Below are 22947 nucleotides of genomic sequence, written 5' to 3'. Positions count from 1 at the left end.
AGCTCAAGCCGTGGCCTGGGGCGCTACACGGATCGCATTGGCCGGGTAATGGTTCGGATTCTGGGACTGCCATTCGCAGGCTTCGGCGTCCTTCTGCGTCTTCCAGGCCTTCAGCAAGGCTGCGCGGCGCTTCGGGTACCTCTTTCCGGTCAGGTCCCAGCTCTTGATACGGTCCGTGCGAAAGCTGCGGAAATCCTGACGCAGTTCGCACCAGCCGATCAGCAGCCGGACATGGTCGAAGAAGCCCAGGGCGAACGGCCACACCGTCCGTTCCGTGGTTTCGCCCTTCAGGTCGGTATAGCTCAGGGACACGCACTGTTCGGCGCGGATGGCGCTGCGGACATCGCCGAGGTCAAGCGTGCCTTCATGGCGGGGCCAGGCTGGCGCGACCAGAAGACCGGTTGATTCCAGGTCGTCGCTCATATCCTTGGGCAGGACGGCGGCGATCTTGGTCAGGGCATTGTGCGCCGCCTCGCCCAGCCGGGCATCGGCACGGTCGGCGACCCAACGCGTCCCCAGAACCAAAGCCTCCAGTTCTTCCTGCGACAGCATCAGCGGCGGCAGCATATAGCCCGGCCGCAGCACATAACCGACGCCGGGCTCGCCTTCGATATGCGCCCCCTGGGCCTGTAACGCGGCGATATCGCGATAGAGGGTCCGCAGCGAAATATCGAGTTCGCGCGCCAGTTCAGCGCCGGCTACCGGATAACGGTGACGGCGGAACAACTGCAGCAGGTCGAGAAGACGGGTGGCGCGCGTCATGAGTCTGTACCGCAAAAAGGTGACGGAAGGATACGCTGCACTGGAAGCCGGTCTACATAGACTTAGTGCCAAATTTTGTCAGTAGGCTTTCACCCGCCTCACGTGAACTTGACAACATGGCCATAAACATACATACCGGTTGGTATGTCAATAGCGACGTCCGAAGTTACAAATCGCCGCGATCCGGGCCGCACCCGGCAACGCCTGTTGATGGCCGGGTTCGAGGAAGTTTACCGATCCGGCTTCCAGGGTTGCGACCTCAACGCCATCCTCGGCAAGGCCGGGGTCACCAAGGGCGCTCTTTACCACCACTTCGACAGCAAGGACGCCCTGGGCCACGCCATCCTGGAAGATGTGGTGGCGAAGATCACCGACGACAAGTGGCTCACCCCTTTGCGTGAAAGCGATACACCGCTCGATACCCTTATCACGATCATCGAAGGCACCTTTACCGACGACGAACATGCGGCCGGCGGTTGCCCGCTCAACAACCTGGCCCAGGAGATGTCGCGCGTCGAGGAAGGCTTCCGCGCCCGCACCGCGGCCCTGTTCACCACCTGGATCGACACGGTCGCCGACGCCCTGACCCGCGCCCAGGCCCAGGGGAGCTTGCGTCCCGAAGTCGACGCCCGCGCCCAGGCCCAGTTCGTTGTCGCCGCCTACGAAGGCTACATGTCGATCGCCAAGAGCCTGCAAAGCGGCGCCGTCCTCGAAGCCGGCGTCCGGCAACTCGTTTCTCACCTCAACAGCCTGCGCCCGGAGCCCCAGAATGGATAGTGCCGCACCCCACCCTGTCGTGAGCCGCGAAGACTGGCTGGCCGCCCGCATCGCCCTGAAAAATGAGGAAAAGCGGGTTCTGCGCGAGGTCGACGCCCTGGCCAAGAAGCGCGCTGCCCTGCCGTGGGTCAAGGTCGACAAGCTCTACCTGTTCGATACCCCGTCGGGCCCGCGCACGTTATCGGACCTGTTCGCCGGCCGCAGCCAGTTGATCGTCCAGCATTTCATGTTTGCCCCCGAATGGGAGGAAGGTTGTGTCGGCTGTTCGCTGGGCGCCGACCATATGAACGGCATCACGGCCCACCTGGAAAACCACGACGTCAAGTACACCCTGGTGTCGCGCGCGCCTCTGGCCAAACTCATTGCCTTCCGCGAGCGCATGGGTTGGCCGTTCGATTGGGTGTCGGCGGGCGACGGCGATTTCAACTACGACTTCCACGTCTCCTTCCGCGAAGGCGAACCCGTCTATTATAACTACGCCGACCGCGCATTCGAATGCGTCGACCTGCCCGGGCTGAGCGTCTTCCACAAGACTGCGGACGGCACCATCTACCACACCTATTCGGTCTACTCGCGCGGCACCGAGCTGGCCTCGGGCGTGTTCCAGCTTCTGGACATGACGCCGAAGGGCCGCAACGAAACCGGCCCCAATGGCGATCTGACGGATTGGGTAAAGCATCACGATAAATACGACAGCGGCTCATCGTCTTGCGGCTGCGGCGGCAAGACGGCGTAGCAGATGGGCAAGTTTATTCTGGCGATGAACGTATCGCTCGACGGCTATGTCGACGACCTGGCCGGCGGCCTGGTTATGCCGCCGCCCAGCGAGCAGCACTTCCAGTACTGGATCGACACGATCAAAGGCCACGCCGCCACGATCTATGGCCGTCGTATGTACGAAGTTATGCGCTACTGGGGCGAAGACCGCGCAGGGTGGGACGCACCCCGGCGCGACTTTGCCGAGGCCTGGCGCAAGATGCCCAAGTGGGTGGTGTCAAGCACGCTCACGGACGTCGGTCCCAATGCCACCTTAATCTCCAGCAACATCGAAGCTCGGGTCCGCGCGCTGAAAGCGGGCACTGACGGTATCATCAGTGTATCCGGTCCGCAGTTGGCGGGCCTGATGACCGAGTTGGGCCTGATCGACGAATATCACATGCACCTGCGCCCGTTCGTCCTGGGCGAAGGCAAGCCGTTCTTCCACGGCGCCCGACCGCCTTTGCGTTTGATCTCCAGCCACCAGATCGACGACGACACGATGCATTTGACCTACACAGCGGCGTGACGCCATCAGACGGGAATATCCGCTCACCTCACGTCAAAAGCGACCAGAAGCCAGCTTTGCGCCCGTGTTGCGCCTTGAGTTTGGCCCTGTAGTCGGCATGCCCCTCAAGACCGTTCGCCGACCATTCTGACTCCGCGATATCAAGGGCCAACCTGTCCAGCGCCGTGAGATAGCGCGCCCCGAAACCATAGGCTTTCGACCGTGCTTTCGCTAGAATATCGTCCAGCAGGGCGCGGTACAGGACCGTCGCCGCCAAGGCATAGTCGTGTTCCAGCGCTTCGGCGACGCCTGGCAGGATATGGTATTGTCCACCATCCCACTTTTTGCGGTTCCGTATGACCAGGTTCGCGGCCAGGTCGCGGCGCGGCCAACGCAGAAACAGTATCAGGGCGGCATAGAGTCGCGGCGACGTCATGGCGTGGTCGAAGGCGCGGTCCAGGGCTTTAAAGTCCTCAAAGTCCGGCAGCGCCTTGGTATACTCCCGCAGGATATCGGCATCCAGGCTGGCGGCGAAGGCCTTCCATCGCAACGCCTGCGCTTCGGGTTTGCGCCCCAGCGCGTCCAGGATCTTCGCTTCCAGGCTGGCGCGGTCGGGCGCCATCCCGGCAGGCGCCGTGGCCTCATCGGAAAAGGCAACATAGCGGTTGACGGGTTTTTCGCGTCGCACCCAGTCCAGCGCCGCTTCGGCCCGCCCCGCCGCCAACAGACGCTCTGCCAACGCCATCGGGTCCTGGAGATTGGGGTGTTTCTCGGCCTCAAGCCTAACATAGGCGTCCAGGTCGCCCAGGGCATCGGCGATGATCTGGCGCACCTCATGATATTGGCGGGCGTTCGAGATGACATATTGCTCTTTGGAAGCCTTGTCTTTGGCCTCCTGCGCCTTCTGCCGTTGCTGCAGGTCGGCGCTCCACGCCTGCAGCGCGGCCGGCGGGACATGGGGGGCGACGGCGCGGGCCGTCCCGATCAGGTAGCCGTGCGAGGTGTCGCCCAGCGCGGCCATGACCCGGTCAGGCAGAAGGACGGCTTCGTCCGGCGTCAGTTTCGGGGCAAGCCCTTCCAGGTGCTCGATCGCGACTTCGTAGACGTCCTGCACCTGGCCGTGGGAATCGTCGACCCGTTCGAAGACCTTTTCGTGGGTCGCAACAAAGCGCAGCAGGCGGTCAATGGCCATAGCGGGGGCGATATTCCCCAACTGGCTGGCTATGGTCGCCACGGCGGTGGCCAGGTCGTCACGGAAGGCGCGCGCCTTGTTCCAGTCGATGAAGCTGCGCGCTGTTTCCAGCGCTGCCAGCCGCCGGTCGATGAGCTTGGCCACGGCCGCAGGCCCTTGCTGACCGGCCATGGCCGCCTTGACCTGTTTGCGAAACAGCGGATTGCGTTCGGCTTCTTCGAAGACGATCCGCGCCAGGGCGTCGGCGCCCAGTTCACGCAGGCCGTCCAGCGAATAGGCGGGTTTGCGCGCCATCGTTCAGTGTCCTTTTGCTTGCGGCTCAAGCCGATAAAACACCTGGGCCGCGCCTGTCGACTCCAAATCCGTAAACCTTGGGGAAGACAGATTTCTTACCACGAACGTCACGAACAGACACGAACGTGAACGCCAACGATACTTTGTCGAAGCCCCAGCCACGAAAATTGGCGCTGTAACGCAGCGCCGGTTGACGATTAGCGGCGTGACTATTGAAATGAAGACGACCTCTCGAATTTGAATTTATCCCTCAAAAAAGGACACAGGCATGGAAATCACGCTGCTGGATGCGCAAGGTACGGCCAATAAGCTAATCGAGCTCATTAATAGACATGAAAAAATCGATTTCGCTGTCGCTTGGGCTACCAGCGGAAAGGTAGCTGATTGCCTGCTGAAGAACCAAGACAAGTTCAGTACGATCACGATTGGCCTCAACAGGTTCGTTACCGAGCCCGCCTTTCTCGAAGAACTTATAGGTGTCAAAAACGCCTTCGTAATCAAGAGCGACAAGGGCACCTTTCATCCAAAGATCTATCATTTTGTCTCTGCCAACACCTCCGAAACGATTGTCGGGAGTTCAAACTTTACGGGTGGCGGGCTTGGCGGAAACCTTGAAGCCTCCTTCCACATAAAAGGGGAATCCGGAGAAGACATTTTCCGGCAGGTTGAAGCCCAATTGAACGGGTATAAAAAGTACCGGCGGAACATCACCAAAGAACTGGTCGACAGCTACCGTGACCAGTATGAACTCAACAAAGCCCGGCAGGGACGAAAGAATCCACACTTGCCAGGAGATCCCGGCAATGCAGAGGCCTTAACATCTGAGTTGTTGGCAATGAGTTGGGCGGAGTACTGCAGCGAACTTCGCCACAAAAGTGGCAGTTCGATTTCCGGGCGTTTCAAAATCCTTCGAAGAGCTCGAGAAATGTTTGAAACCGTTGGCAGTATGGCGGAGCTCGAAGTCAAACAGTGGCGCGCAATCGCCGGACTCCTAACCGAGAAGCAAAAGGAGGAAGACGACGCTCGGAAACTGAAGCTACACGATATCGACTGGGGTTGGTTCGGATCGATGGGTGGCTCGGGAACCTTCCAAAAACTGATAAACTCCAGGAATCGAAACTTAGCCAAGGCCGTGGACAGCATACCTCTTAGTGGCGAGGTTTGCCGCAACGATTTTGATACATTTGCCAAGCATTTTGGTGCCGCTTTCAAGGGCGGAAATGGGGCCACTGGAGTCAGTACAGCGACGCGTTTACTCGCTATGAAGCGACCCGACGTCTTTATGTGTGTGGACGGCAAAAACAAGAAACGCTTGAAGAAAGCTTTGGGGTCGTCCGTCACGCTGGAAAACTATTGGGATACCGTCGTAGAGACGGTACGCACTGCCCCTTGGTACACCTTTGACTGCCCTACCGAAAAAACTGAGCAGAAAATATGGAAAGGACGCGTCGCGTTGTTAGACGCGATTTTTTACGAAGAATAACTCACGCGCTTAGCCGGCTGCTGCGCCAGCTCTCTTGCAGAGCGCTACGCAGCCGGCTTCGCTACCAACTGAGCTTGAACACACTATCGATCGGCACGCGAACCAAGACCCGTCGAAGCTCACACAAAACGACCACCCGCTCAGCGACATCGGCATTTTTTCAACGAACGTTGAATTGACCGCGGCCATGCTGTAGGCCTATATGTGGAATTGACTTGGATCGTATCAATCGATACGACCTGATCAAAATGACATAAGAGGATATCCAGGATGGCCTTAGTCTCCGCCGGCCGCAAATTCCGTGACGCCCTGGCGGCGGAATCCCCGTTGCAGGTCATCGGCACGATCAATGCCAATCACGCTCTGCTGGCCAAGCGCGCCGGCTATCGCGCCATCTATCTGTCGGGCGGCGGGGTCGCCGCCGGATCTTTGGGCATGCCGGATCTGGGGATCAATAACCTGGATGACGTGCTGATCGATGTCCGCCGCATCACCGATGTCTGCGACCTGCCTTTGATGGTCGATATCGATACCGGCTTTGGGCCGTCGGCATTCAATATCGAACGCACCGTCAAGTCGCTGATCAAGTTCGGCGCGGCGGCCTGCCATATCGAAGACCAGGTCGGGGCGAAACGCTGCGGCCACCGGCCGGGCAAGGAAATCGTCTCGACCGAGGAGATGGTCGACCGGGTCAAGGCCGCGGCCGACGCGAAGACCGATCCGGATTTCTTCCTGATCGCCCGGACGGATGCGATTGCGGTGCATGGCGTCGATGCGGCGATCGAACGCGCCGTGAAGTGTGTCGAGGCCGGGGCGGACGGGATCTTCGCCGAAGCGGCCTATGATCTGGAGACCTACCGCCGGTTTGTCGATGCCGTGAAGGTGCCGGTGCTGGCCAACATCACCGAGTTCGGTAAGACGCCTCTGTTCACGCGCGAGGAACTGGCTTCGGCCGGTGTGGCGATCCAGTTGTATCCGCTGTCGGCCTTCCGGGCGATGAACAAGGCGGCGGAAGCGGTCTACGAGGCCGTCCGCCGTGACGGCCATCAGAAGAACGTGCTCGATACCATGCAGACGCGCGAGGAACTGTACGACCGCATCGGGTATTGGGATTTCGAGAACAAGCTGGACCTGTTGTTCAGCGGACAAAAATAAAGTTTTTTGAACACGAAAAGCTCGAAAAACACAAAAAGCACGAAACATCAGGATGTGTCTGGCGCCGCGCAGCGGCTGAAATGAAACAGGTCAAAGCCGCTACTCGGCAAGATCAAGCAAGACCTGAAGTTCGTGCTTTTTGTGCTTTTCGAGCTTTTCGTGGTCAAAAATAAAAACAGGGAACCGAACCATGGACACAGCCGCTGAAACACCGACCGGTTTCAAGCCCAAGAAATCCGTTGCCCTCTCCGGCACGGTCGCCGGCAATACCGCGCTCTGTACTGTCGGGCGCACCGGCAATGACCTGGCCTATCGCGGCTACGACATCCTCGACCTGGCCGCCACGTCCGAGTTCGAGGAAATCGCCTTCCTTCTGGTCCATGGTAAGCTCCCCAACCGCACCGAACTCGACGCCTACAAGACCAAGCTCCGCGCCTTACGCGGCCTGCCGTCGAACCTGAAAGCCGTCCTCGAAAGCCTGCCGCCGTCGGCCCACCCGATGGACGTCATGCGCACCGGTGTCTCAACGCTCGGCTGTCTGACGCCAGAGCGCGACGACCATAACCACCCCGGCGCCCGCGACATTGCCGACAAGCTGATGGCCAGCTTCGGTTCCATGCTTCTGTACTGGTACCACTTCAGCCACAACGGCCGGCGCATCGAAACCGAAACCGACGACGACAGCATCGGTGGCCACTTCCTGCACCTGCTGCACGGCAAAAAGCCCAGCGAGTCCTGGGTGCGGGCCATGCATACCTCGCTGATCCTCTATGCCGAACATGAGTTCAACGCCTCAACCTTCGCCGCCCGGGTCGTGGCCGGCACGGGTTCGGACTTCTACAGTGCCATCGCCGGCGCCATCGGCGCGCTGCGGGGGCCCAAGCACGGCGGCGCCAACGAGTTCGCCTTCGACATCCAGAAGCGCTACGACACTCCCGACGAGGCCGAGGCGGATATCCGCCAAAGAGTCGCCGCCAAGGAGGTCGTCATCGGCTTCGGCCATCCGGTCTATACGGTCGGCGATCCGCGCAACGAAGCCATCAAGGCCGTCGCCAAGGCCCTGTCGGCCGAGCAGCACAATATGAAGATGTTCAACATCGCCGAACGGCTGGAAAGCGTGATGTGGGAGATCAAGAAGATGTTCCCCAACCTCGATTGGTTCAGCGCCGTCAGCTACCATATGATGGGCGTGCCGACCGCGATGTTTACCCCGCTGTTCGTTATTTCGCGGACGTCTGGCTGGTCGGCGCACGTCATCGAACAGCGCCAGGACGGCAAGATCATCCGCCCCAACGCGAACTATACCGGCCCGGAAGACCGCCCCTTCGTGCCGCTCAACGATCGTCCATGACCTACCGCAAGCCCCTCCCCGGTACGGATCTCGACTGGTTCGACGCCCGCGACGCCGTCGAGGCGCTGGCGCCGGGCGCTTACCGTACCTTGCCCTACACGTCGCGGGTCCATGCTGAAAACCTGGTGCGGCGTTGCGATCCCGCCATCCTGGAACGCAGCCTGCGGCAGTTGATCGAACGGCGTCAGGACCATGACTTTCCGTGGTTCCCCGCCCGGGTCGTCTGTCACGACATCCTGGGCCAGACCGCCCTGGTCGACCTGGCCGGTCTGCGCGACGCCATCGCCGCCCAAGGCGGCGATCCTGCCCAGGTCAATCCGGTCGTGCCGACGCAACTGATCGTCGACCACTCCCTGGCGGTCGAATATGGCGGCGATGTCAAGGATGCCTTCGCCCGCAACCGCGCCATCGAAGACCGCCGCAACGAGGACCGCTTCCATTTCATCGACTGGACGCGCAAGGCGTTTCGCAATGTCGAGGTCATCCCGCCCGGCAACGGCATCATGCACCAGATCAACCTGGAGCGCATGTCACCTGTCATCCAGACGAAAGACGGCGTCGCCTTCCCCGACACCCTGGTCGGCACCGACAGCCATACGCCGCACGTCGATGCGCTGGGCGTCATCGCCATCGGGGTCGGCGGGCTGGAGGCCGAAAACGTCATGTTGGGCCGGGCGTCATGGATGCGGTTGCCCGACATCATCGGCGTCGAACTGACCGGCCGACCGGGTCCCGGCATTACCGCCACCGACGTAGTGCTGGCCCTGACCGAATATCTGCGCAAGGAAAAGGTCGTCGGCGCCTATCTCGAATTCTTCGGTGAAGGCGCTGCGGCCCTGACGCTGGGCGACCGCGCTACCATCTCCAACATGACGCCGGAATTCGGCGCCACGGCGGCCATGTTCGCCATCGACCAGCAGACTTTGGATTACTTGACCCTGACCGGTCGCGCCGCCGAACAGGTGCGCCTGGTCGAAATCTACGCCAAGGCGGCCGGGTTGTGGGCCGATGCCCTGAAGACGGCGGAATATCCGCGGGTGTTGACCTTCGACCTGTCGAGCGTGGTCCGCACCATGGCCGGGCCGTCCAACCCGCACAAACGCCTGCCGACCTCGGATCTGGCGGCGCGCGGTATCGCCGGTGAATGGATCGATACGCCGGGCCACATGCCCGACGGCGCCGTCATCATCGCGGCGATCACCAGTTGCACCAACACCTCCAATCCGCGCAACGTCATCGCCGCCGGCCTGTTGGCGCGTAATGCCAATGCCAAGGGGTTGCTGCGCAAACCGTGGGTCAAGTCGTCCCTGGCGCCGGGTTCGAAAGCGGTGCAGCTCTATCTCGAAGACGCCGGGTTGTTGCCGGAACTGGAAAAGCTCGGCTTCGGCATCGTCGCCTTTGCCTGCACGACCTGCAACGGCATGAGCGGCGCGCTGGATCCCGCCATCCAGCAGGAGATCATCGACCGCGACCTCTACGCCACTGCCGTCTTGTCGGGGAACCGCAATTTCGACGGCCGCATCCACCCCTATGCCAAGCAGGCGTTTCTGGCCTCGCCGCCCTTGGTCATCGCCTATGCGATCGCCGGCACCATCCGTTTCGACATCGAAAAGGACGTGCTGGGCTACGGTCCCGACGGCGCCGAGGTGCGGCTGATCGACATCTGGCCGGATGACGCCGAGATCGACGCCATCGTCGCCCAAAGCGTCAAGCCCGAGCAGTTCCGCAGCGTCTACGATCCGATGTTCAGCTTCGCGGCGCGCGGCAAGCCGGTCGATCCGCTGTATGACTGGCGCCCCCAAAGCACCTATATCCGGAGACCTCCTTATTGGGAGGGCGCGTTGGCCGGCGAGCGGACCCTGACCGGGATGCGCCCCCTGGCGGTCTTGCCCGACAACATCACCACCGACCACCTGTCGCCGTCCAACGCCATCCTGGCCGACAGCGCCGCCGGCGAATACCTGCTGCGCATGCAGGTGCCCGAGGAGGACTTCAACTCCTACGCCACCCACCGCGGCGATCACCTGACGGCACAACGCGCCACCTTCGCCAACCCGACCCTGATGAACGAAATGGCCGTGGTCGATGGCCAGATCCGCAAGGGTTCGCTGACGCGGCTGGAGCCCGACGGCCAGGTCATGCGGATGTGGGAAGCGATCGAAACCTATATGGAGCGCAAACAGCCTTTGATCATCATTGCCGGCGCCGACTACGGCCAGGGTTCGTCGCGCGACTGGGCCGCCAAGGGCGTGCGTCTGGCCGGTGTCGAGGCCATTGCCGCCGAAGGGTTCGAGCGCATCCACCGGACCAATCTGATCGGTATGGGCGTGCTGCCGCTGGAGTTTTTGCCTGGCACGACGCGGCAATCGCTCGGCATCGACGGCACGGAAACCTATGATGTTCGTGGCGACCTGACCCCACGCGGCATAGTCACGCTGGTCATCCATCGTCGCACAGGCGAGGCCGTCGAGGTGCCGGTCACCTGTCGATTGGATACGGCCGAAGAGGTATCGATCTACGAGGCCGGCGGGGTGTTGCAACGCTTCGCGCGTGATTTCCTGGAACAGGCGAAGGTGGCATGAGCGGTCAGATTCGTATTCCGGCGACCTATATGCGCGGCGGCACCAGCAAGGGCGTCTTCTTCCGGCGCGAGGACTTGCCGGACGACGTCGAAGCGCGCGACCGCTTGCTGCTGCGGGTGATCGGCAGTCCCGACCCCTACGGCAAGCAGACCGACGGCATGGGCGGGGCGACCTCGTCTACGTCGAAAGTGGTCATCCTGTCGAAGAGCGACCGGCCGGACCACGATGTCGATTACCTGTTCGGCCAGGTGTCGATCGACAGCGCCTTCATCGACTGGAGCGGCAATTGCGGTAACCTGTCTGCAGCGGTCGGGCCGTTTGCTATCTCGAACGGCCTGGTGGCGGATGTGCCGCGCGACGGCCTGTGCACGGTGCGTATCTGGCAAGCCAATATCGCCAAGACCATCATCGCCCATGTGCCGATGACCGGCGGCGAGGTCCAGGAAACCGGCGATTTCGAACTGGACGGCGTGACCTTTCCGGCGGCGGAGATTCAGCTCGAATTTGTCGACCCAGCGGACGACGGTGACGGCGGCAGCATGTTCCCGACCGGCAACCTGGTCGACGATCTGGAGGTGCCGGGCGTCGGCACGCTGAAAACTACCCTGATCAATGCCGGAATCCCGACCATCTTCGTCAATGCGGTGGATATCGGCTATACCGGCACGGAATTGCAGGAGGCCGTCAATGGCGATGCGGCCGCCTTGGCGCGATTCGAGGCCATCCGGGCCTATGGCGCCCTGCGCATGGGCTTGATTGCCGACCTGTCCGAAGCCGCCAAACGCCAGCACACCCCTAAGGTCGCCTTTGTCGCACCGCCGACGGACTATGTCGCCTCCAGCGGCAAGCCGGTCGTGGCCGGCGACATTGACCTGGTGGTTCGGGCGCTGTCGATGGGTAAGCTGCACCACGCCATGATGGGCACGGCGGCGGTGGCGATCGGCACGGCGGCAGCGGTGCCGGGCACCCTGGTCAACCTGGCGGCCGGCGGCGGTGAACGTAACGCGGTGCGCTTCGGTCATCCGTCCGGCACGTTGCGCGTGGGCGCCGAGGCTGTTCAGGTCGACGGCCAGTGGGTGGTCAAAAAAGCCCTGATGAGCCGCAGCGCCCGCGTGCTGATGGAAGGCTGGGTGCGGGTACCGTTGGAAAAGTAGGCGAATGCAGATGAGTCATATTTCCGAAATTCAAGACGTTCTCGCCCTCAAGACGGGGCGCCTGGTCGTCATGATTACCAAGCCGACTGCAGAGATAAAGGTTGGCGATCCAATTCTGTTGGAAAGACCGGACGGCCGTCTCCACCAAACCCGTGTGCTCGGTTTCGAAACCCTTCTGTCGGTCAAAGGCCAATTGACATCGCTGTTTATCAACTTCGAAGACAGCGTAACCAAGGCGATGATGCCCGTGGGGACCCGGCTATCGCGGTTGGACGATAGCGAACACCGCGTCGATGCGTGCCATAATGCCCGGCGCGATTAAGCCCCCCGGCGGATGCGCTCGATCATGTAGGAAAAGTCCTGGCCGGCATGGCCCTGGGCGCACAGGGCGTCGTAAAGGGCGTGAGCCCGGGCGCCCAGCGGCGTATCGGCGCCGGACGCGGACGCCGCCTGCATGGCCAGGGTCAGGTCCTTCAGCATCAAGGCTGAGGCAAAGCCCGGCTGGTAGTCGTTATTCGCCGGCGACGACGGCACCGGTCCCGGCACCGGGCAATAGGACGTCATCGACCAGCTCTGGCCCGAGGCTTTCGAGGCGATGTCGAAGAAGACCTGATCGTCCAGGCCCAGTTTTTCGGCCAGGGCAAAGGCTTCGCACGTGCCGATCATGGTGATGGCCAGCAGCATGTTGTTGCATATCTTGGCCGCCTGCCCGGCCCCGGCCGCGCCGGCATGGATCACCGCCTTGCCCATCGGTTTCAGCACCGGTTCGGCGCGGGCAAAAGCCTCCGCCGTCCCGCCGCACATAAAGGTCAGGGTTCCGCCTTGCGCTCCCGCCACGCCGCCCGAGACCGGGGCATCGACCATGGCAAAACCCTTGGCGTAGGCTTGCGCCGCCACCTCACGCGCCGTGGCGACATCGATGGTCGAACAGTCGATCAGGATGGCGGATCGGGGTGCGGCTTCGAACACCTGACCGTAGACTGACACGACATGCTGGCCGGCCGGCAGCATGGTCACCACGGCCTCCGCGTCGCGGCAGGCTTCAAGGACTGACGGCGCCGTCACCGCGCCGGCGGCCACAGCCTGGGCCACGGCATCGGTGCTGATATCGAAAGCGCGGACCTCATGACCGGCCTTGACCAGGTTGGAGGCCATCCCCGAGCCCATGTGGCCCAGACCGATAAAGGCGATCTTCATGTCGATATATCCGGGAACTGCAAATCCATATTTCCAAGAGATTGGAAGAATGCCTCGATCGCGCCTTCTGTCAACTCGGCCCAGACCGGCGCCTGATCCTTGTCCTCGATCACGGCGCGGACGCCTTCGGAGAAGTCCTTCGTCGAGGTGATGCGGCTGGCGATGCGGTATTCCATCCGCATGACGTCCTCGAAGCTGTCCAGCTTGCGGCCTTCGCGTAACTGGCGCAGCGACACGGCCAAGGACTGAGGCGAGCGTTTGGTCAGGATTTGCGCCTGTTCCCGCGCCCAGTCATCGCCGGAGTTCAGGGCGATCGAAATCGCCGTCATGGTGTCGTGGCCGAAGCAACGATTGATGGTGTCCATATGCTTGGTATAGGCGGCCGGCGGCACAGCTTCGGCATAGCGGTCGATGGCGGTTATGTCGGCTTTCAGGGCGTCGATGCGGTCCATCGGCACGAAGTGGGTGGCGATCCCGGCGGCCACCACATCGCTGCCGCGCAGTTGCGCACCCGTCAAGGCCAGCCAAGTGCCCAGTTCACCGTCCAGCCGCGGCAGGAACCAGCCGCCGCCGACGTCGGGAAAAAGGCCGATGCCCGTTTCCGGCATGGCAAAGACCGTGCGTTCGGTAGCAATGCGGTGCGAGCCATGCACCGACAGCCCGACACCGCCGCCCATGGTGATGCCGTCGATGATGGCGATATAGGGCTTGGTGAAGCGTTTGATCCGCGCATTCATGGTGTACTCGACAGCGAAGAATTCGCGCGCCTCGACGCCATCGGTGCGGCCAGATTGGGCGACCTTACGAATATCGCCGCCGGCACAGAAACCGCGCGTGCCTTCGGCATGGTCGACCAGAACCGCCGTCACCGCCGTGTCATTTTCCCAAGCGGTCAGGGCGGCATCGATATCGGCGCACATCTGCGTCGTCAGAGCATGCAGAGCCTGGGGCCGGTTCAGGGTGATCCGACCGATACCGTGTTCGATGCGGGTGATGACCTCGCTCACTTCAGCATGTCCCGGGCGATGATAACGCGCATGATCTCGTTGGTGCCTTCGAGGATTTGATGCACGCGCAGATCGCGGACGATCCGTTCGACGCCGTAATCATGCAGGTAACCGTAGCCGCCATGAATCTGCAAAGCATCATTGGCGATTTTCGAGCCCGTGTCGGTGACGAAGCGCTTGGCCATGGCGCACCACCGTGTGGCGTCCGGCGTTTTGGCGTCCAGTTTTGCAGCGGCTTCGTACAGCAGGGTCCGCGCCGCCGACAGCTCGGTTTCCATGTCGGCCAGCTTGAACTGGGTCGCCTGGAAGGCATTGAGGTGCTTGCCGAACTGCGACCGTTCGCCGGCATAGCTGAGCGCCCGATCTAGAGCATCCTGGGCGCCGCCTAGGCTGCAGGCGGCGATGTTCAGTCGGCCGCCGTCCAGCCCCTTCATGGCGTATTTAAAGCCGTCACCCGGTGTGCCGAGCAGGTTGTCCGCCGGAATGCGCAGGTTGTCGAAAGTGACCTGGCGGGTCGGCTGGGCGTTCCAGCCCATCTTCTTTTCGTTCGCGCCGAAGCTCAGGCCACGCGTGTCTTTCGCTACGAGGAAAGTGGAAATGCCGTCGTCGAACCGCGCCATCACCACGTAAAGATCGGAAACGCCGGCGCCGGAAATAAACTGTTTCGAACCGTTGAGGACGAAGCTGTCGCCGTCGCGGACGGCACGGGTTTTCATTGCGGCGGCGTCGGACCCCGAGCCCGGTTCGGTCAGGCAATAGCTGGCGATGGCCTCCATCGTGGTCAGTTTGGGGATCCACCCACCGCGCTGGTCGTCGCTGCCGAAGCTGTCGATCATCCAGGTGCACATGTTGTGGATCGACAGGAAGGCGGCGGTGGCGATGCAGCCGCGTGACAGCTGTTCGAAGATGATAACGCCGTCGTGGCGCGACAGGCCTGAGCCGCCATGGTCTTCGCGGGTGTAGATGGCGGCAAACCCCAGGGCCGCGGCTTCGCGCATGACTTCGACCGGGAAGTGCTTGGTCTCGTCCCATTCACCGGCATGGGGGCGCAGTTTATCATACGCAAACCGCTGCGCCGCCTCCTGGATCATTACCTGGTCGTCGTTGAGCATGTCCGTCCCTGCTTTTTTTAACCCCTCTCCCCGTTTACGGGGAGAGGTTAGGGTGAGGGGCATGCCCGGTTTCCGGTGCACAATCGTCTTCGGAAGGCCCCTCACCCGATCGCCTTCACTTCGCTCGGCTCTCGTCCTCTCCCCGCAGGCGGGGAGAGGTGATTACGCTATCTGTCCTTAAATTTAGCAGGCCGCTTCTCAGCAAACGCCGCCATGCCTTCTTTCTGATCTTCGGTCGCGAACAGTGCCGTAAACAGCCGCCGCTCAAACCGCACGCCTTCCGTCGTCGGCAGTTCCAAGGCCCGGCCGACCATCTCCTTGGCTGCCAGGATCGCCGGCAAACCATAGCCCGCGATCGCCTCCGCCGCCTCCATGGCTACCGCCATCAACTCATCATGCGGCACCACCCGGCTGACCAGACCAATGCGGTCGGCCTCGGTGGCATCGATCATCCGTCCGGTCAGGACCAGGTCCATCGCCTTGGCCTTGCCGATCGCCTTGGTCAGCCGGATCGAGCCGCCCATGCCTGGCGTCACGCCCAGCTTGATTTCCGGCTGGCCGAACTTGGCCTTGTCCGAGGCGATGATCAGGTCGCACATCATGGCCAGTTCGCAGCCGCCGCCCAGGGCAAAACCGTTGACCGCCGCGATCACCGGCTTGCGGCAGGCGGCAAAGACGTCCCAGCCGGCGAAATAGTCGTTCAGGTACATGTCGGCGACATCGCGGCCGGCCATTTCCTTGATATCGGCGCCGGCGGCAAAGGCCCTGCCCGCCCCAGTGATCACCGTCACGGCGATCTCCGGATTGCGGTCGATGTCGCGGATCAGTGCGCTCAGCTCCGTCATGGTCTGGTAGTTGAGCGCATTGAGGACGTCGGGGCGGTTCAAGGTGACCACCGCCACACGGCCTTTTTGTTCGAAGGTTAGTGTTTGCTGCTGTTCCATAGTCTTTGAAACCAGTTTTTCTGTCTGTTTTGGAAAGCTTTGAATCGCCGTGCGACAATCGGAGCCAGCTTGTCGAATGTCTCCCAGTTGTCAGGGACATGATAAAGCGACGGCAATCCTTTGGCTAAGGTCTTATCGTAATCCTGAACATATGTTCCACCGTCATGGTAATAGTAGGCCCGAGCGAAGGCATTGCCTTCCTCGTTAAGGTCGATGTCGGCAAACTTCTCATCCGAAGTCCGGAAAAATATCGCGCCCGGACTGGACGTCCTGTTTCGGGCGGCCTCTAGAAAATCCGGCTCTTCTAATATTTCTTCGCCTGCCAGACCCTTGAGCCAACACCAGACCACGAACATGGCGATGTGCGTCCCGCCTGCCTCCGGTGGCAGGTCTTCCGGAAAGTCTCCGCCATAGTGCCAGGACGCGTCGTCGTATTTCATGGCTATTTCATCGTCGGAATGATGAAGGCCTGGTCGCCGATATCGCCATCCGGCCAGCGCGAGGTCACCGTCTTGACCTTGGTGTAGAAGCGCACCCCATCCTCACCGTACTGGTTCAGGTCACCGAAGGCCGAACGTTTCCAGCCGCCGAAGCTGTGATAGGCAACCGGCACCGGGATCGGCACATTGATGCCGACCATGCCGACATTGACTTTGGAGACGAATTCGCGCGCCGCCAGGCCGTTGCGGGTGAAGATGGCGACGCCGTTACCATAGGCGTGCTGCGACGGCAGGGCGGCCGCCTCTTCCAGGGTCTCGGCGCGGATGACCTGAAGTACGGGCCCGAAGATTTCGTCCTGATAGGATTTCATTTCCGGCCGCACCTTGTCGAACAGGGTCGGGCCGATGAAATAGCCGTCCTCATGACCCTGGAGCTTCAGGCCGCGACCGTCCAGCACCAGATCGGCGCCTTCGTCGACGCCCATCTGGATATAGGCCTCGACCTTGGCCTTATGCGCCGCTGAGATCACCGGGCCGTAATGGGCTTCGGCATCGGTCGAGACGCCGACCTTCAAAGCGCGCGCTGCGTCGGTCATGCGTTCGATAAAGGCGTCGGCAGTTTTCGCCCCGACCGGTACCGCCACCGGCAGGGCCATGCAGCGTTCGCCGGCCGAGCCATAGGCGGCGCCGACGATGTCGCGCACCACCTGATCCAGGTCGGCATCGGGCAGGATAATACCGTGGTTCTTGGCCCCGCCCATGGCCTGGATCCGTTTGCCGTGGGCCGAACCGGTAGCGTAGACATATTGCGCGATGTCGGACGAGCCGACGAAGCTGATCGCCTTGATATCCGGGTGGACCAGCAGGGCGTCGACGGCTTCCTTGTCGCCGTGCACCACCTGGAAGACGCCCTCGGGCAGGCCCGCTTCGATCAGCAGCTCACCCAGGCGCACCGGCACCGACGGGTCCTTTTCCGAAGGCTTCAGGATAAAGGCATTGCCGCAGGCCAGGGCGACCGCCGACATCCACATGGGGATCATGGCCGGGAAGTTGAACGGGGTGATGCCCGCCACGACGCCCAACGGCTGACGCAGCGAATAGACATCGATCCCCGGCCCTGCCCCTTCGGTATAGTCGCCCTTCAGCAGATGCGGGATACCGCAGGCAAATTCCACCACTTCCAGGCCGCGCTGGATATCGCCCTTGGAGTCGGCGACGACCTTGCCGTGCTCGCTGGACAGCAGGACGGCCAGTTCGTCCATATGCTTGTCCAGCAGGGCCTTGAAGGCGAACATGACGCGGGCGCGGCGTTGCGGGTTCATCGCCGCCCAGCCGGCCTGGGCCTTCACGGCCTTGGCGACGACGTCGTCGATCTCGGCGCCGGAGGCCAGGGCCACGCGTGCCTGGATCTTGCCGGTATTGGGATCGTAGACATCGCCGAAACGGCCTGAGGTACCGGGCACGGAGCGGCCGTTGATGAAGTGATGGATATCGCGCATGAGGACCTTAAAGAGGTTAGGCGGCGATGCGGGCACGCATACGCCGGGCGGCGTCGAGTTTAGCGCGCGCCATCGAATCGGCAACCTCGTTTGTGATCACATTATCGCTTTTCGCCTTGGCAAAGATGGCATCCAGGCGGGGCCCGATGGCGTCGACGCGGGCGCGGATCAGGTCGGCGTCGTTGTCGCCGGAGATTTCGCCCTGGACCATGATAATGCCGCCGGCATTGATGACATAGTCCGGCGCGTACAGCACGCCGCGCTCGCCCAGGATCCGGCCGGCTTCCGGCGTCAGAAGCTGGTTGTTGGCGGCACCCGCCACCACCGAGGCGCGGATATAGCGCGCGGCATATTCGGTGATGGTACCGCCCAACGCACAAGGCGCCACCACATCGACGGCCTGGGTCAGGATTTCGTCGACCGACACGCCGATCGCGCCGAAGCGAATCTGGGCTTCGGACACGCGCGCCGGGTTGATGTCGGCGACCACCAGGTTGGCACCCATCTCATGCAGTTCCTGGCACAGATACATGCCGACATGGCCCAGGCCCTGGACGGCGACACTGAGGCCGGCCAGTTCCGAACGGCCCAGGCGAGCACGAACCGCCGATTCGATGCCGACGCGAACACCGCGCGCGGTGAACGGCGACGGGTCACCGCCCGATTTGCCGGCTTCGGCACTGAGGCCCGAGACGTGTTTGGTGGTGCGGGCCACGATCTGCATGTCGGCGACCGATACGCCGACGTCTTCGGCGGTGATGTACTGGCCACCCAGGGTGTCGACGGCGCGGCCGAAGGCTTCCAGCACGGCTTCGCGCCTGTCCGTCGCCACCGGCCCCAGGATCACCGACTTGCCGCCGCCCATGGGCAGGTCGGCCATGGCGTTCTTGTACGACATGCCGCGCGACAGGCGCAGGGCGTCGGTCAAGGCATCGGCGTCCGCCGCATAGGACCACAGCCGGCATCCGCCCGCCGCCGCGCCCAGGGCCGTCGAATGGACGGCAATGATGGCGCGCAGGCCGGTCTGCGCGTCATTGACGAACAGGACCTTTTCGTGGGCGTCGAAATCGGGATGGTCAAACATGTACTAAGTCCTTGAGGGGTTGGGCCTTGAGGGGTTGGGCGGTCTCGAACTGCGTCAGCAGTTCGGTCCATTGGGTTCGGGCCTTGTCGTGACTGGCCTGTTTGATGTGGCCGAAGCCGCGGATGTCCGCCGGCAGTCGCGCCAGGGCCAGGGCGGCGTCGAAATTATGCGGCGCCAGATCGCGCGCCAGACGGTTGATCAGTTGCGCATAGTCGACGATCAACCGGCGCTCCATGCGGCGTTCGTCGCTGTAGCCGAAGATGTCCAGCGCCGAACCGCGCAAACCCTTCATCGCCGACAGGACAGCAAAGGCCTTGAAGATCCACGGGCCAAACTTCCGCTTTTTGGGAAGTCCGGTGTGCGCGTCCTTTTCGCCGAACAAGGGCGGCGCCAGGAAGACGCTGACCTTGTCGGGGTTTTCAAACTGGGCTTCCAGTTGCGCGCGGAACGCCGGGTCGAGATAGAGCCGCGCCACCTCGTACTCGTCCTTGTAGGCTTTCACCTTGAAGGCATTGCGGGCGACCGCCTCGGTAAAGGTAGTGGTGCCGAACTTCGCCTCGGCCTTGCGGGCGATGTCGACCAAGGCGCGATAGTCGCGGGCATAGGCTTCGTCCTGGTAGGCTTCCAGGTCTTTCATCCGCGCCGCGATGAAGGTATCGAGGCCGAACAACACTTCTTCTTTTTGCGAAGTGTTGAGGCGGCCCGCCACCCAGGCGCGGCCCAGCGCGAAGGCACGCAGGTTGGCCTTGACCTCGGCGCCGTTCAGCTCGATCGCCTTTTCGATGGCGGCGCGGCTGAGCGGCACGGTGCCGGCCTGCCAGGCGGCGCCCAGCACGACCATGATCGTATAGACGGCATCGCCGAGATATTTGCGCGACAGGCCGGCAGCATCGAAGGCGTTCAGATCGCGCGTTGCTTGGCGCACCCGGCGCAGCATGGCGATGCTGTCGAACTTCGTCTCGGTGTTCAGGGTGAATTCCGCCGTCGGGGTCAGGGCCGAGTTGAGGAAACCCTTGGTGCGCCCGGCGTCCATCAGCGGCAAACACGCCTTGCCGTGCGCCGTGACCATGTCGGCGGCGATCAGCACATCGGCTTCGGCGAACGGGATGCGACCGCCGGGCAGCATGACGCCCGGCGCGGCCAGGCGGATATGGGCGTCGACGGCGCCGCCGCGTTGCGCCAGGCCGATCTGGTCGACCGCCAGGACTTCGATGGCGTCGAGGTGCGCCGCCATGCCGACCATGGCGCTGAGCGAGGTCACGCCCAGCCCGCCAATCCCGGTCAACAGGACATTGTACGGTTCAGCCGACACCTGCGGTGGGGTGATCTCCGGCAAATCGGCGATGATCACATCGATATCGGAAACCTGGGCCTTCTTGAGCTGCGCGCCGTCCAGCGAAACGAAGGACGGGCAGAAACCCTTGACGCAGCTGGTGTCGATATTGCACGCAGACTGATCGATTTCGCGCTTGCGGCCGAGGTCCGTTTCCTTGGGGCCAACGGCGATACAGTTCGACTTGGCAGAACAATCGCCGCAGCCTTCGCAGACGGCGGAGTTGATGAAGATGCGCTCCTTGGCCTTGGGCGCCAGGCCGCGCTTGCGGCGACGGCGCAATTCGGTGGCGCACATCTGGTCGTAGATCAGCACCGTGGTGCCCGGCGTGTTGCGCAGTTCTTCTTCGGCGACCGGCATGTCGTCGCGGTGCCAGAAGCTGACCTTGGCCGGCATCTTGGGATGGCCGCGCCAACGGTCAGGATTGTCCGACACCATCATGATGCGCGTGACGCCTTCGGCAGCGACCTGTTGCGCCACGGTGACCGGATGCAGTTGACCATCGACATGCTGGCCACCGGTCATGGCGACCGCGTCGTTATACAGGATTTTGTAGGTCATGTTGACGCCGGCGGCGACCGCCTGACGGATGGCCAGCAAACCTGAATGGAAATAGGTACCGTCGCCCAGGTTGGCGAAGATGTGGTTCTCTTCGGTGAACGGCGCCTGGCCGACCCAGGTGACGCCCTCCCCGCCCATATGGGTGCAGATTTCCGAATTCCGGCTCGGCATGAACTGCACCATGTAGTGGCAGCCAATCCCGGCCGTGGCGCGCGAGCCTTCCGGCACGGTGGTCGAGGTGTTGTGCGGGCAGCCGGCGCAGAAGAAGGGCTTGCGCGTATGCAGTTGCACGACGTTGTTCTTGACCTCCGACTGGCGGCGCAGGCGGTCAGCGATGGCGGTGCGAGCTTCGGTGCGCGCGGCCTCGGGCAGACTGTCGAACAGGGCCAGGGCAACGTGGCCGGTATCGAGGTCCAGGGTGTCGCGAACCAGCGGCTTGCCGGCAGCATCGTGCTTGCCCAGGATGCGCGGACGGCGGCCGTCCGGCAGGATATAGAGGACGTCGCGCAGCTGGTATTCGATCAGGTTGCGGCGTTCCTCCACGACCAGGACGGATTCGAGACCATCCGCGAAAGCGGTCGCGGCGACGGGATCCAGCGGCCACACCAGACCGATTTTCCACAGGCGCAGGCCGAGGTCGCGGGCTTCGGCATCGCCGATGTCCAACAGCCGCAGCGCGTCCAACACATGTAAAAACCCCTTGCCGGTGGCGGCAATGCCGAGGCGCGGGCGCGACGAATCGCTGACAATGCGGTCGATGTTGTTGGCGCGAGCAAAGGCCTGGGCCGCCGGCAGGCGGAAGTGGCGATGCCTTATTTCCTTGGCTTCCGGCGGATCGTTCAAACGGATGTTCAGACCGCCTTCTGGCAAGTCAAAGTCCGGGATGACGGTGGTGTAGCGCTCAGGATCGATATGCGCCGAGGTCGAGGCATCCATCAGGTCGGCGATGGTTTTCAGTCCGATCCAACAGCCGGAATAACGCGACAGGGCGATGCCCTTCATGCCGAAATCGATGACCTCATCGATCGTCGCCGGCGCCAGGGTCGGCATTTCGGCATCGAGAAAGGCGAACTCGGACTGGTTGGCCAGGGTCGAGGATTTACAGCTGTGATCGTCGCCTGCCAAGGCCAAGACGCCGCCATATTGCGAGGTGCCGGCCAGGTTGGCGTGTTTGAAGACATCGCCGGTGCGGTCGACACCGGGCCCCTTGCCGTACCATAGGCCGAAGACGCCGTCTTTTTTGGCGCCCTGGAACAAAGGAACGTGTTGCGTGCCCCATACTGCCGTGGCGCCGAGGTCTTCGTTGATACCGCGCTGAACGACGATGTCGTGCGCGTCGAGCAGCTTCTGGGCGCTGGACAGTTGCATGTCGTAGGTGCCCAGCGGCGAGCCGCGATAGCCGGAAATGAAACCGGCCGTGTTGAGGCCGGCCTTGCGGTCGCGATCACGGATCAGCATGGGCAGACGGACCAGGGCCTGAACCCCAGTCATGAAGGCGCGGCCGGAGTCCAGCTCATACTTGTCGGCAAGGGTAACCTGCGCGCGCATCCGATATGTCCCTGTATCCGACCGCTCTTCGAACGGTCATTTTTAGTGGTCGCGCAATTTATCCGAAAAGTGGTGACCACTTTGTCGGATTGCGCTCGTCGTTTCCGTCGATACTAGACCCGTTCCGCAAGAATGTGCTTCCGAACTGCGGCCTGCAAACCGCTGGTGAAGCGAATAGAATTCTGCGATAATGCGCACATACGAAAGA

Annotated in this window: 19 protein-coding genes; 9 read left to right on the top strand and 10 right to left on the bottom strand. The window is 62.4% G+C overall.

Going from position 1 to position 22947, the window contains the following annotated elements; genetic code table 11:
* Positions 1 to 3: 3 nt before the first annotated feature.
* Complete coding sequence (locus tag ABAC460_RS42695; RefSeq protein WP_023454963.1) at positions 4 to 762, bottom strand: helix-turn-helix transcriptional regulator; 759 nt, start codon at positions 760 to 762, stop codon at positions 4 to 6.
* A gap of 144 nt (positions 763 to 906) precedes the next feature.
* Between ABAC460_RS42695 and ABAC460_RS42690 the strand changes: the two genes are divergently transcribed.
* Genes ABAC460_RS42690 through ABAC460_RS42680 form a run of 3 tightly spaced genes read left to right on the top strand, consistent with a single transcriptional unit; the run spans position 907 to position 2824 of the window.
* Complete coding sequence (locus tag ABAC460_RS42690; protein ID WP_031237300.1) at positions 907 to 1539, top strand: TetR/AcrR family transcriptional regulator; 633 nt, start codon at positions 907 to 909, stop codon at positions 1537 to 1539.
* Entirely contained in the window at positions 1532 to 2275 is a 744-nt protein-coding gene (locus ABAC460_RS42685) for a DUF899 domain-containing protein (protein WP_031237298.1), read from the top strand. The genes ABAC460_RS42690 and ABAC460_RS42685 overlap by 8 nt, the downstream gene beginning before the upstream one ends.
* A gap of 3 nt (positions 2276 to 2278) precedes the next feature.
* The gene (locus ABAC460_RS42680; RefSeq protein WP_023454960.1) at positions 2279 to 2824 is read left to right on the top strand and encodes a dihydrofolate reductase family protein; all 546 of its coding nucleotides are present in this window, start codon (positions 2279 to 2281) and stop codon (positions 2822 to 2824) included.
* 28 nt (positions 2825 to 2852) lie between these two features.
* On the opposite strand, the gene ABAC460_RS42675 is transcribed toward ABAC460_RS42680, so the two are convergent.
* Positions 2853 to 4289 (bottom strand): DUF6880 family protein, encoded by a 1437-nt coding sequence (locus ABAC460_RS42675; protein ID WP_023454959.1) that lies wholly within the window; start codon positions 4287 to 4289, stop codon positions 2853 to 2855.
* Between the two features lie 268 nt (positions 4290 to 4557).
* On the opposite strand from ABAC460_RS42675, the gene ABAC460_RS42670 reads away from it, so the two are divergent.
* The 6 genes from ABAC460_RS42670 to ABAC460_RS42645 all read left to right on the top strand — a co-directional run bounded on the left by ABAC460_RS42670 (position 4558) and on the right by ABAC460_RS42645 (position 12336).
* On the top strand, positions 4558 to 5772 hold the full coding sequence (locus ABAC460_RS42670) for a phospholipase D family protein (RefSeq protein WP_023454958.1): 1215 nt from the start codon (positions 4558 to 4560) through the stop codon (positions 5770 to 5772).
* Positions 5773 to 6042: 270 nt separating this feature from the next.
* The gene (prpB, locus tag ABAC460_RS42665; protein WP_023454957.1) at positions 6043 to 6927 is read left to right on the top strand and encodes a methylisocitrate lyase; all 885 of its coding nucleotides are present in this window, start codon (positions 6043 to 6045) and stop codon (positions 6925 to 6927) included.
* A gap of 190 nt (positions 6928 to 7117) precedes the next feature.
* Entirely contained in the window at positions 7118 to 8278 is a 1161-nt protein-coding gene (gene prpC / locus ABAC460_RS42660; RefSeq protein ID WP_023454955.1) for a bifunctional 2-methylcitrate synthase/citrate synthase, read from the top strand.
* Positions 8275 to 10860 carry a Fe/S-dependent 2-methylisocitrate dehydratase AcnD gene (gene acnD / locus ABAC460_RS42655; RefSeq protein WP_023454954.1) on the top strand — a complete coding sequence of 862 codons (2586 nt, stop codon included), beginning with the start codon at positions 8275 to 8277 and terminating at the stop codon, positions 10858 to 10860. The genes prpC and acnD overlap by 4 nt, the downstream gene beginning before the upstream one ends.
* Positions 10857 to 12014, top strand: a complete 1158-nt coding sequence (gene prpF / locus ABAC460_RS42650; protein WP_023454953.1) for a 2-methylaconitate cis-trans isomerase PrpF — start codon at positions 10857 to 10859, stop codon at positions 12012 to 12014. Before acnD ends, prpF begins: the two co-directional genes overlap by 4 nt.
* 10 nt (positions 12015 to 12024) lie before the next feature.
* Positions 12025 to 12336, top strand: coding sequence for a hypothetical protein (locus ABAC460_RS42645; protein ID WP_155914722.1), 312 nt, complete (start codon positions 12025 to 12027; stop codon positions 12334 to 12336).
* Here the strand turns inward: ABAC460_RS42645 and mmsB are convergent.
* From mmsB to ABAC460_RS42605, 8 genes are all read right to left on the bottom strand, one after another.
* Complete coding sequence (gene mmsB, locus ABAC460_RS42640) at positions 12333 to 13211, bottom strand: 3-hydroxyisobutyrate dehydrogenase (RefSeq protein ID WP_023454951.1); 879 nt, start codon at positions 13209 to 13211, stop codon at positions 12333 to 12335. The genes ABAC460_RS42645 and mmsB overlap by 4 nt on opposite strands.
* Complete coding sequence (locus ABAC460_RS42635; RefSeq protein ID WP_023454950.1) at positions 13208 to 14218, bottom strand: enoyl-CoA hydratase/isomerase family protein; 1011 nt, start codon at positions 14216 to 14218, stop codon at positions 13208 to 13210. Before ABAC460_RS42635 ends, mmsB begins: the two co-directional genes overlap by 4 nt.
* Positions 14215 to 15330, bottom strand: a complete 1116-nt coding sequence (locus ABAC460_RS42630; protein ID WP_023454949.1) for an acyl-CoA dehydrogenase family protein — start codon at positions 15328 to 15330, stop codon at positions 14215 to 14217. Before ABAC460_RS42630 ends, ABAC460_RS42635 begins: the two co-directional genes overlap by 4 nt.
* A 167-nt stretch (positions 15331 to 15497) precedes the next feature.
* Complete coding sequence (locus ABAC460_RS42625; RefSeq protein WP_023454948.1) at positions 15498 to 16274, bottom strand: enoyl-CoA hydratase-related protein; 777 nt, start codon at positions 16272 to 16274, stop codon at positions 15498 to 15500.
* Entirely contained in the window at positions 16253 to 16714 is a 462-nt protein-coding gene (locus ABAC460_RS42620; RefSeq protein ID WP_023454947.1) for a DUF7832 domain-containing protein, read from the bottom strand. The genes ABAC460_RS42625 and ABAC460_RS42620 overlap by 22 nt, the downstream gene beginning before the upstream one ends.
* Positions 16715 to 16716: 2 nt before the next feature.
* A complete protein-coding gene (locus ABAC460_RS42615) occupies positions 16717 to 18213 on the bottom strand; it encodes a CoA-acylating methylmalonate-semialdehyde dehydrogenase (RefSeq protein ID WP_023454946.1) in 1497 nt (498 codons plus the stop codon).
* Between the two features lie 16 nt (positions 18214 to 18229).
* Positions 18230 to 19297: a Leu/Phe/Val dehydrogenase gene (locus tag ABAC460_RS42610; protein ID WP_023454945.1), complete on the bottom strand. Its 1068-nt coding sequence runs from the start codon at positions 19295 to 19297 to the stop codon at positions 18230 to 18232.
* On the bottom strand, positions 19290 to 22739 hold the full coding sequence (locus ABAC460_RS42605) for an indolepyruvate ferredoxin oxidoreductase family protein (RefSeq protein WP_023454944.1): 3450 nt from the start codon (positions 22737 to 22739) through the stop codon (positions 19290 to 19292). Before ABAC460_RS42605 ends, ABAC460_RS42610 begins: the two co-directional genes overlap by 8 nt.
* Between the last annotated feature and the right edge of the window lie 208 nt (positions 22740 to 22947).

This window comes from Asticcacaulis sp. AC460 (assembly GCF_000495795.1).
In the GTDB taxonomy this organism is placed as follows: Bacteria; Pseudomonadota; Alphaproteobacteria; order Caulobacterales; family Caulobacteraceae; genus Asticcacaulis.
This window is presented reverse-complemented; position numbering and strand designations above follow the sequence as displayed.

Bases quoted from the DNA above. Each gene is read 5' to 3' on its own strand.
- ABAC460_RS42695 (WP_023454963.1), bottom strand. From the start codon at position 762: ATGACGCGCGCCACCCGTCTTCTCGACCTGCTGCAGTTGTTCCGCCGT.
- ABAC460_RS42690 (WP_031237300.1), top strand. From the start codon at position 907: ATGTCAATAGCGACGTCCGAAGTTACAAATCGCCGCGATCCGGGCCGC.
- ABAC460_RS42685 (WP_031237298.1), top strand. From the start codon at position 1,532: ATGGATAGTGCCGCACCCCACCCTGTCGTGAGCCGCGAAGACTGGCTG.
- ABAC460_RS42680 (WP_023454960.1), top strand. From the start codon at position 2,279: ATGGGCAAGTTTATTCTGGCGATGAACGTATCGCTCGACGGCTATGTC.
- ABAC460_RS42675 (WP_023454959.1), bottom strand. From the start codon at position 4,289: ATGGCGCGCAAACCCGCCTATTCGCTGGACGGCCTGCGTGAACTGGGC.
- ABAC460_RS42670 (WP_023454958.1), top strand. From the start codon at position 4,558: ATGGAAATCACGCTGCTGGATGCGCAAGGTACGGCCAATAAGCTAATC.
- prpB (WP_023454957.1), top strand. From the start codon at position 6,043: ATGGCCTTAGTCTCCGCCGGCCGCAAATTCCGTGACGCCCTGGCGGCG.
- prpC (WP_023454955.1), top strand. From the start codon at position 7,118: ATGGACACAGCCGCTGAAACACCGACCGGTTTCAAGCCCAAGAAATCC.
- acnD (WP_023454954.1), top strand. From the start codon at position 8,275: ATGACCTACCGCAAGCCCCTCCCCGGTACGGATCTCGACTGGTTCGAC.
- prpF (WP_023454953.1), top strand. From the start codon at position 10,857: ATGAGCGGTCAGATTCGTATTCCGGCGACCTATATGCGCGGCGGCACC.
- ABAC460_RS42645 (WP_155914722.1), top strand. From the start codon at position 12,025: ATGAGTCATATTTCCGAAATTCAAGACGTTCTCGCCCTCAAGACGGGG.
- mmsB (WP_023454951.1), bottom strand. From the start codon at position 13,211: ATGAAGATCGCCTTTATCGGTCTGGGCCACATGGGCTCGGGGATGGCC.
- ABAC460_RS42630 (WP_023454949.1), bottom strand. From the start codon at position 15,330: ATGCTCAACGACGACCAGGTAATGATCCAGGAGGCGGCGCAGCGGTTT.
- ABAC460_RS42625 (WP_023454948.1), bottom strand. From the start codon at position 16,274: ATGGAACAGCAGCAAACACTAACCTTCGAACAAAAAGGCCGTGTGGCG.
- ABAC460_RS42620 (WP_023454947.1), bottom strand. From the start codon at position 16,714: ATGAAATACGACGACGCGTCCTGGCACTATGGCGGAGACTTTCCGGAA.
- ABAC460_RS42615 (WP_023454946.1), bottom strand. From the start codon at position 18,213: ATGCGCGATATCCATCACTTCATCAACGGCCGCTCCGTGCCCGGTACC.
- ABAC460_RS42610 (WP_023454945.1), bottom strand. From the start codon at position 19,297: ATGTTTGACCATCCCGATTTCGACGCCCACGAAAAGGTCCTGTTCGTC.
- ABAC460_RS42605 (WP_023454944.1), bottom strand. From the start codon at position 22,739: ATGCGCGCGCAGGTTACCCTTGCCGACAAGTATGAGCTGGACTCCGGC.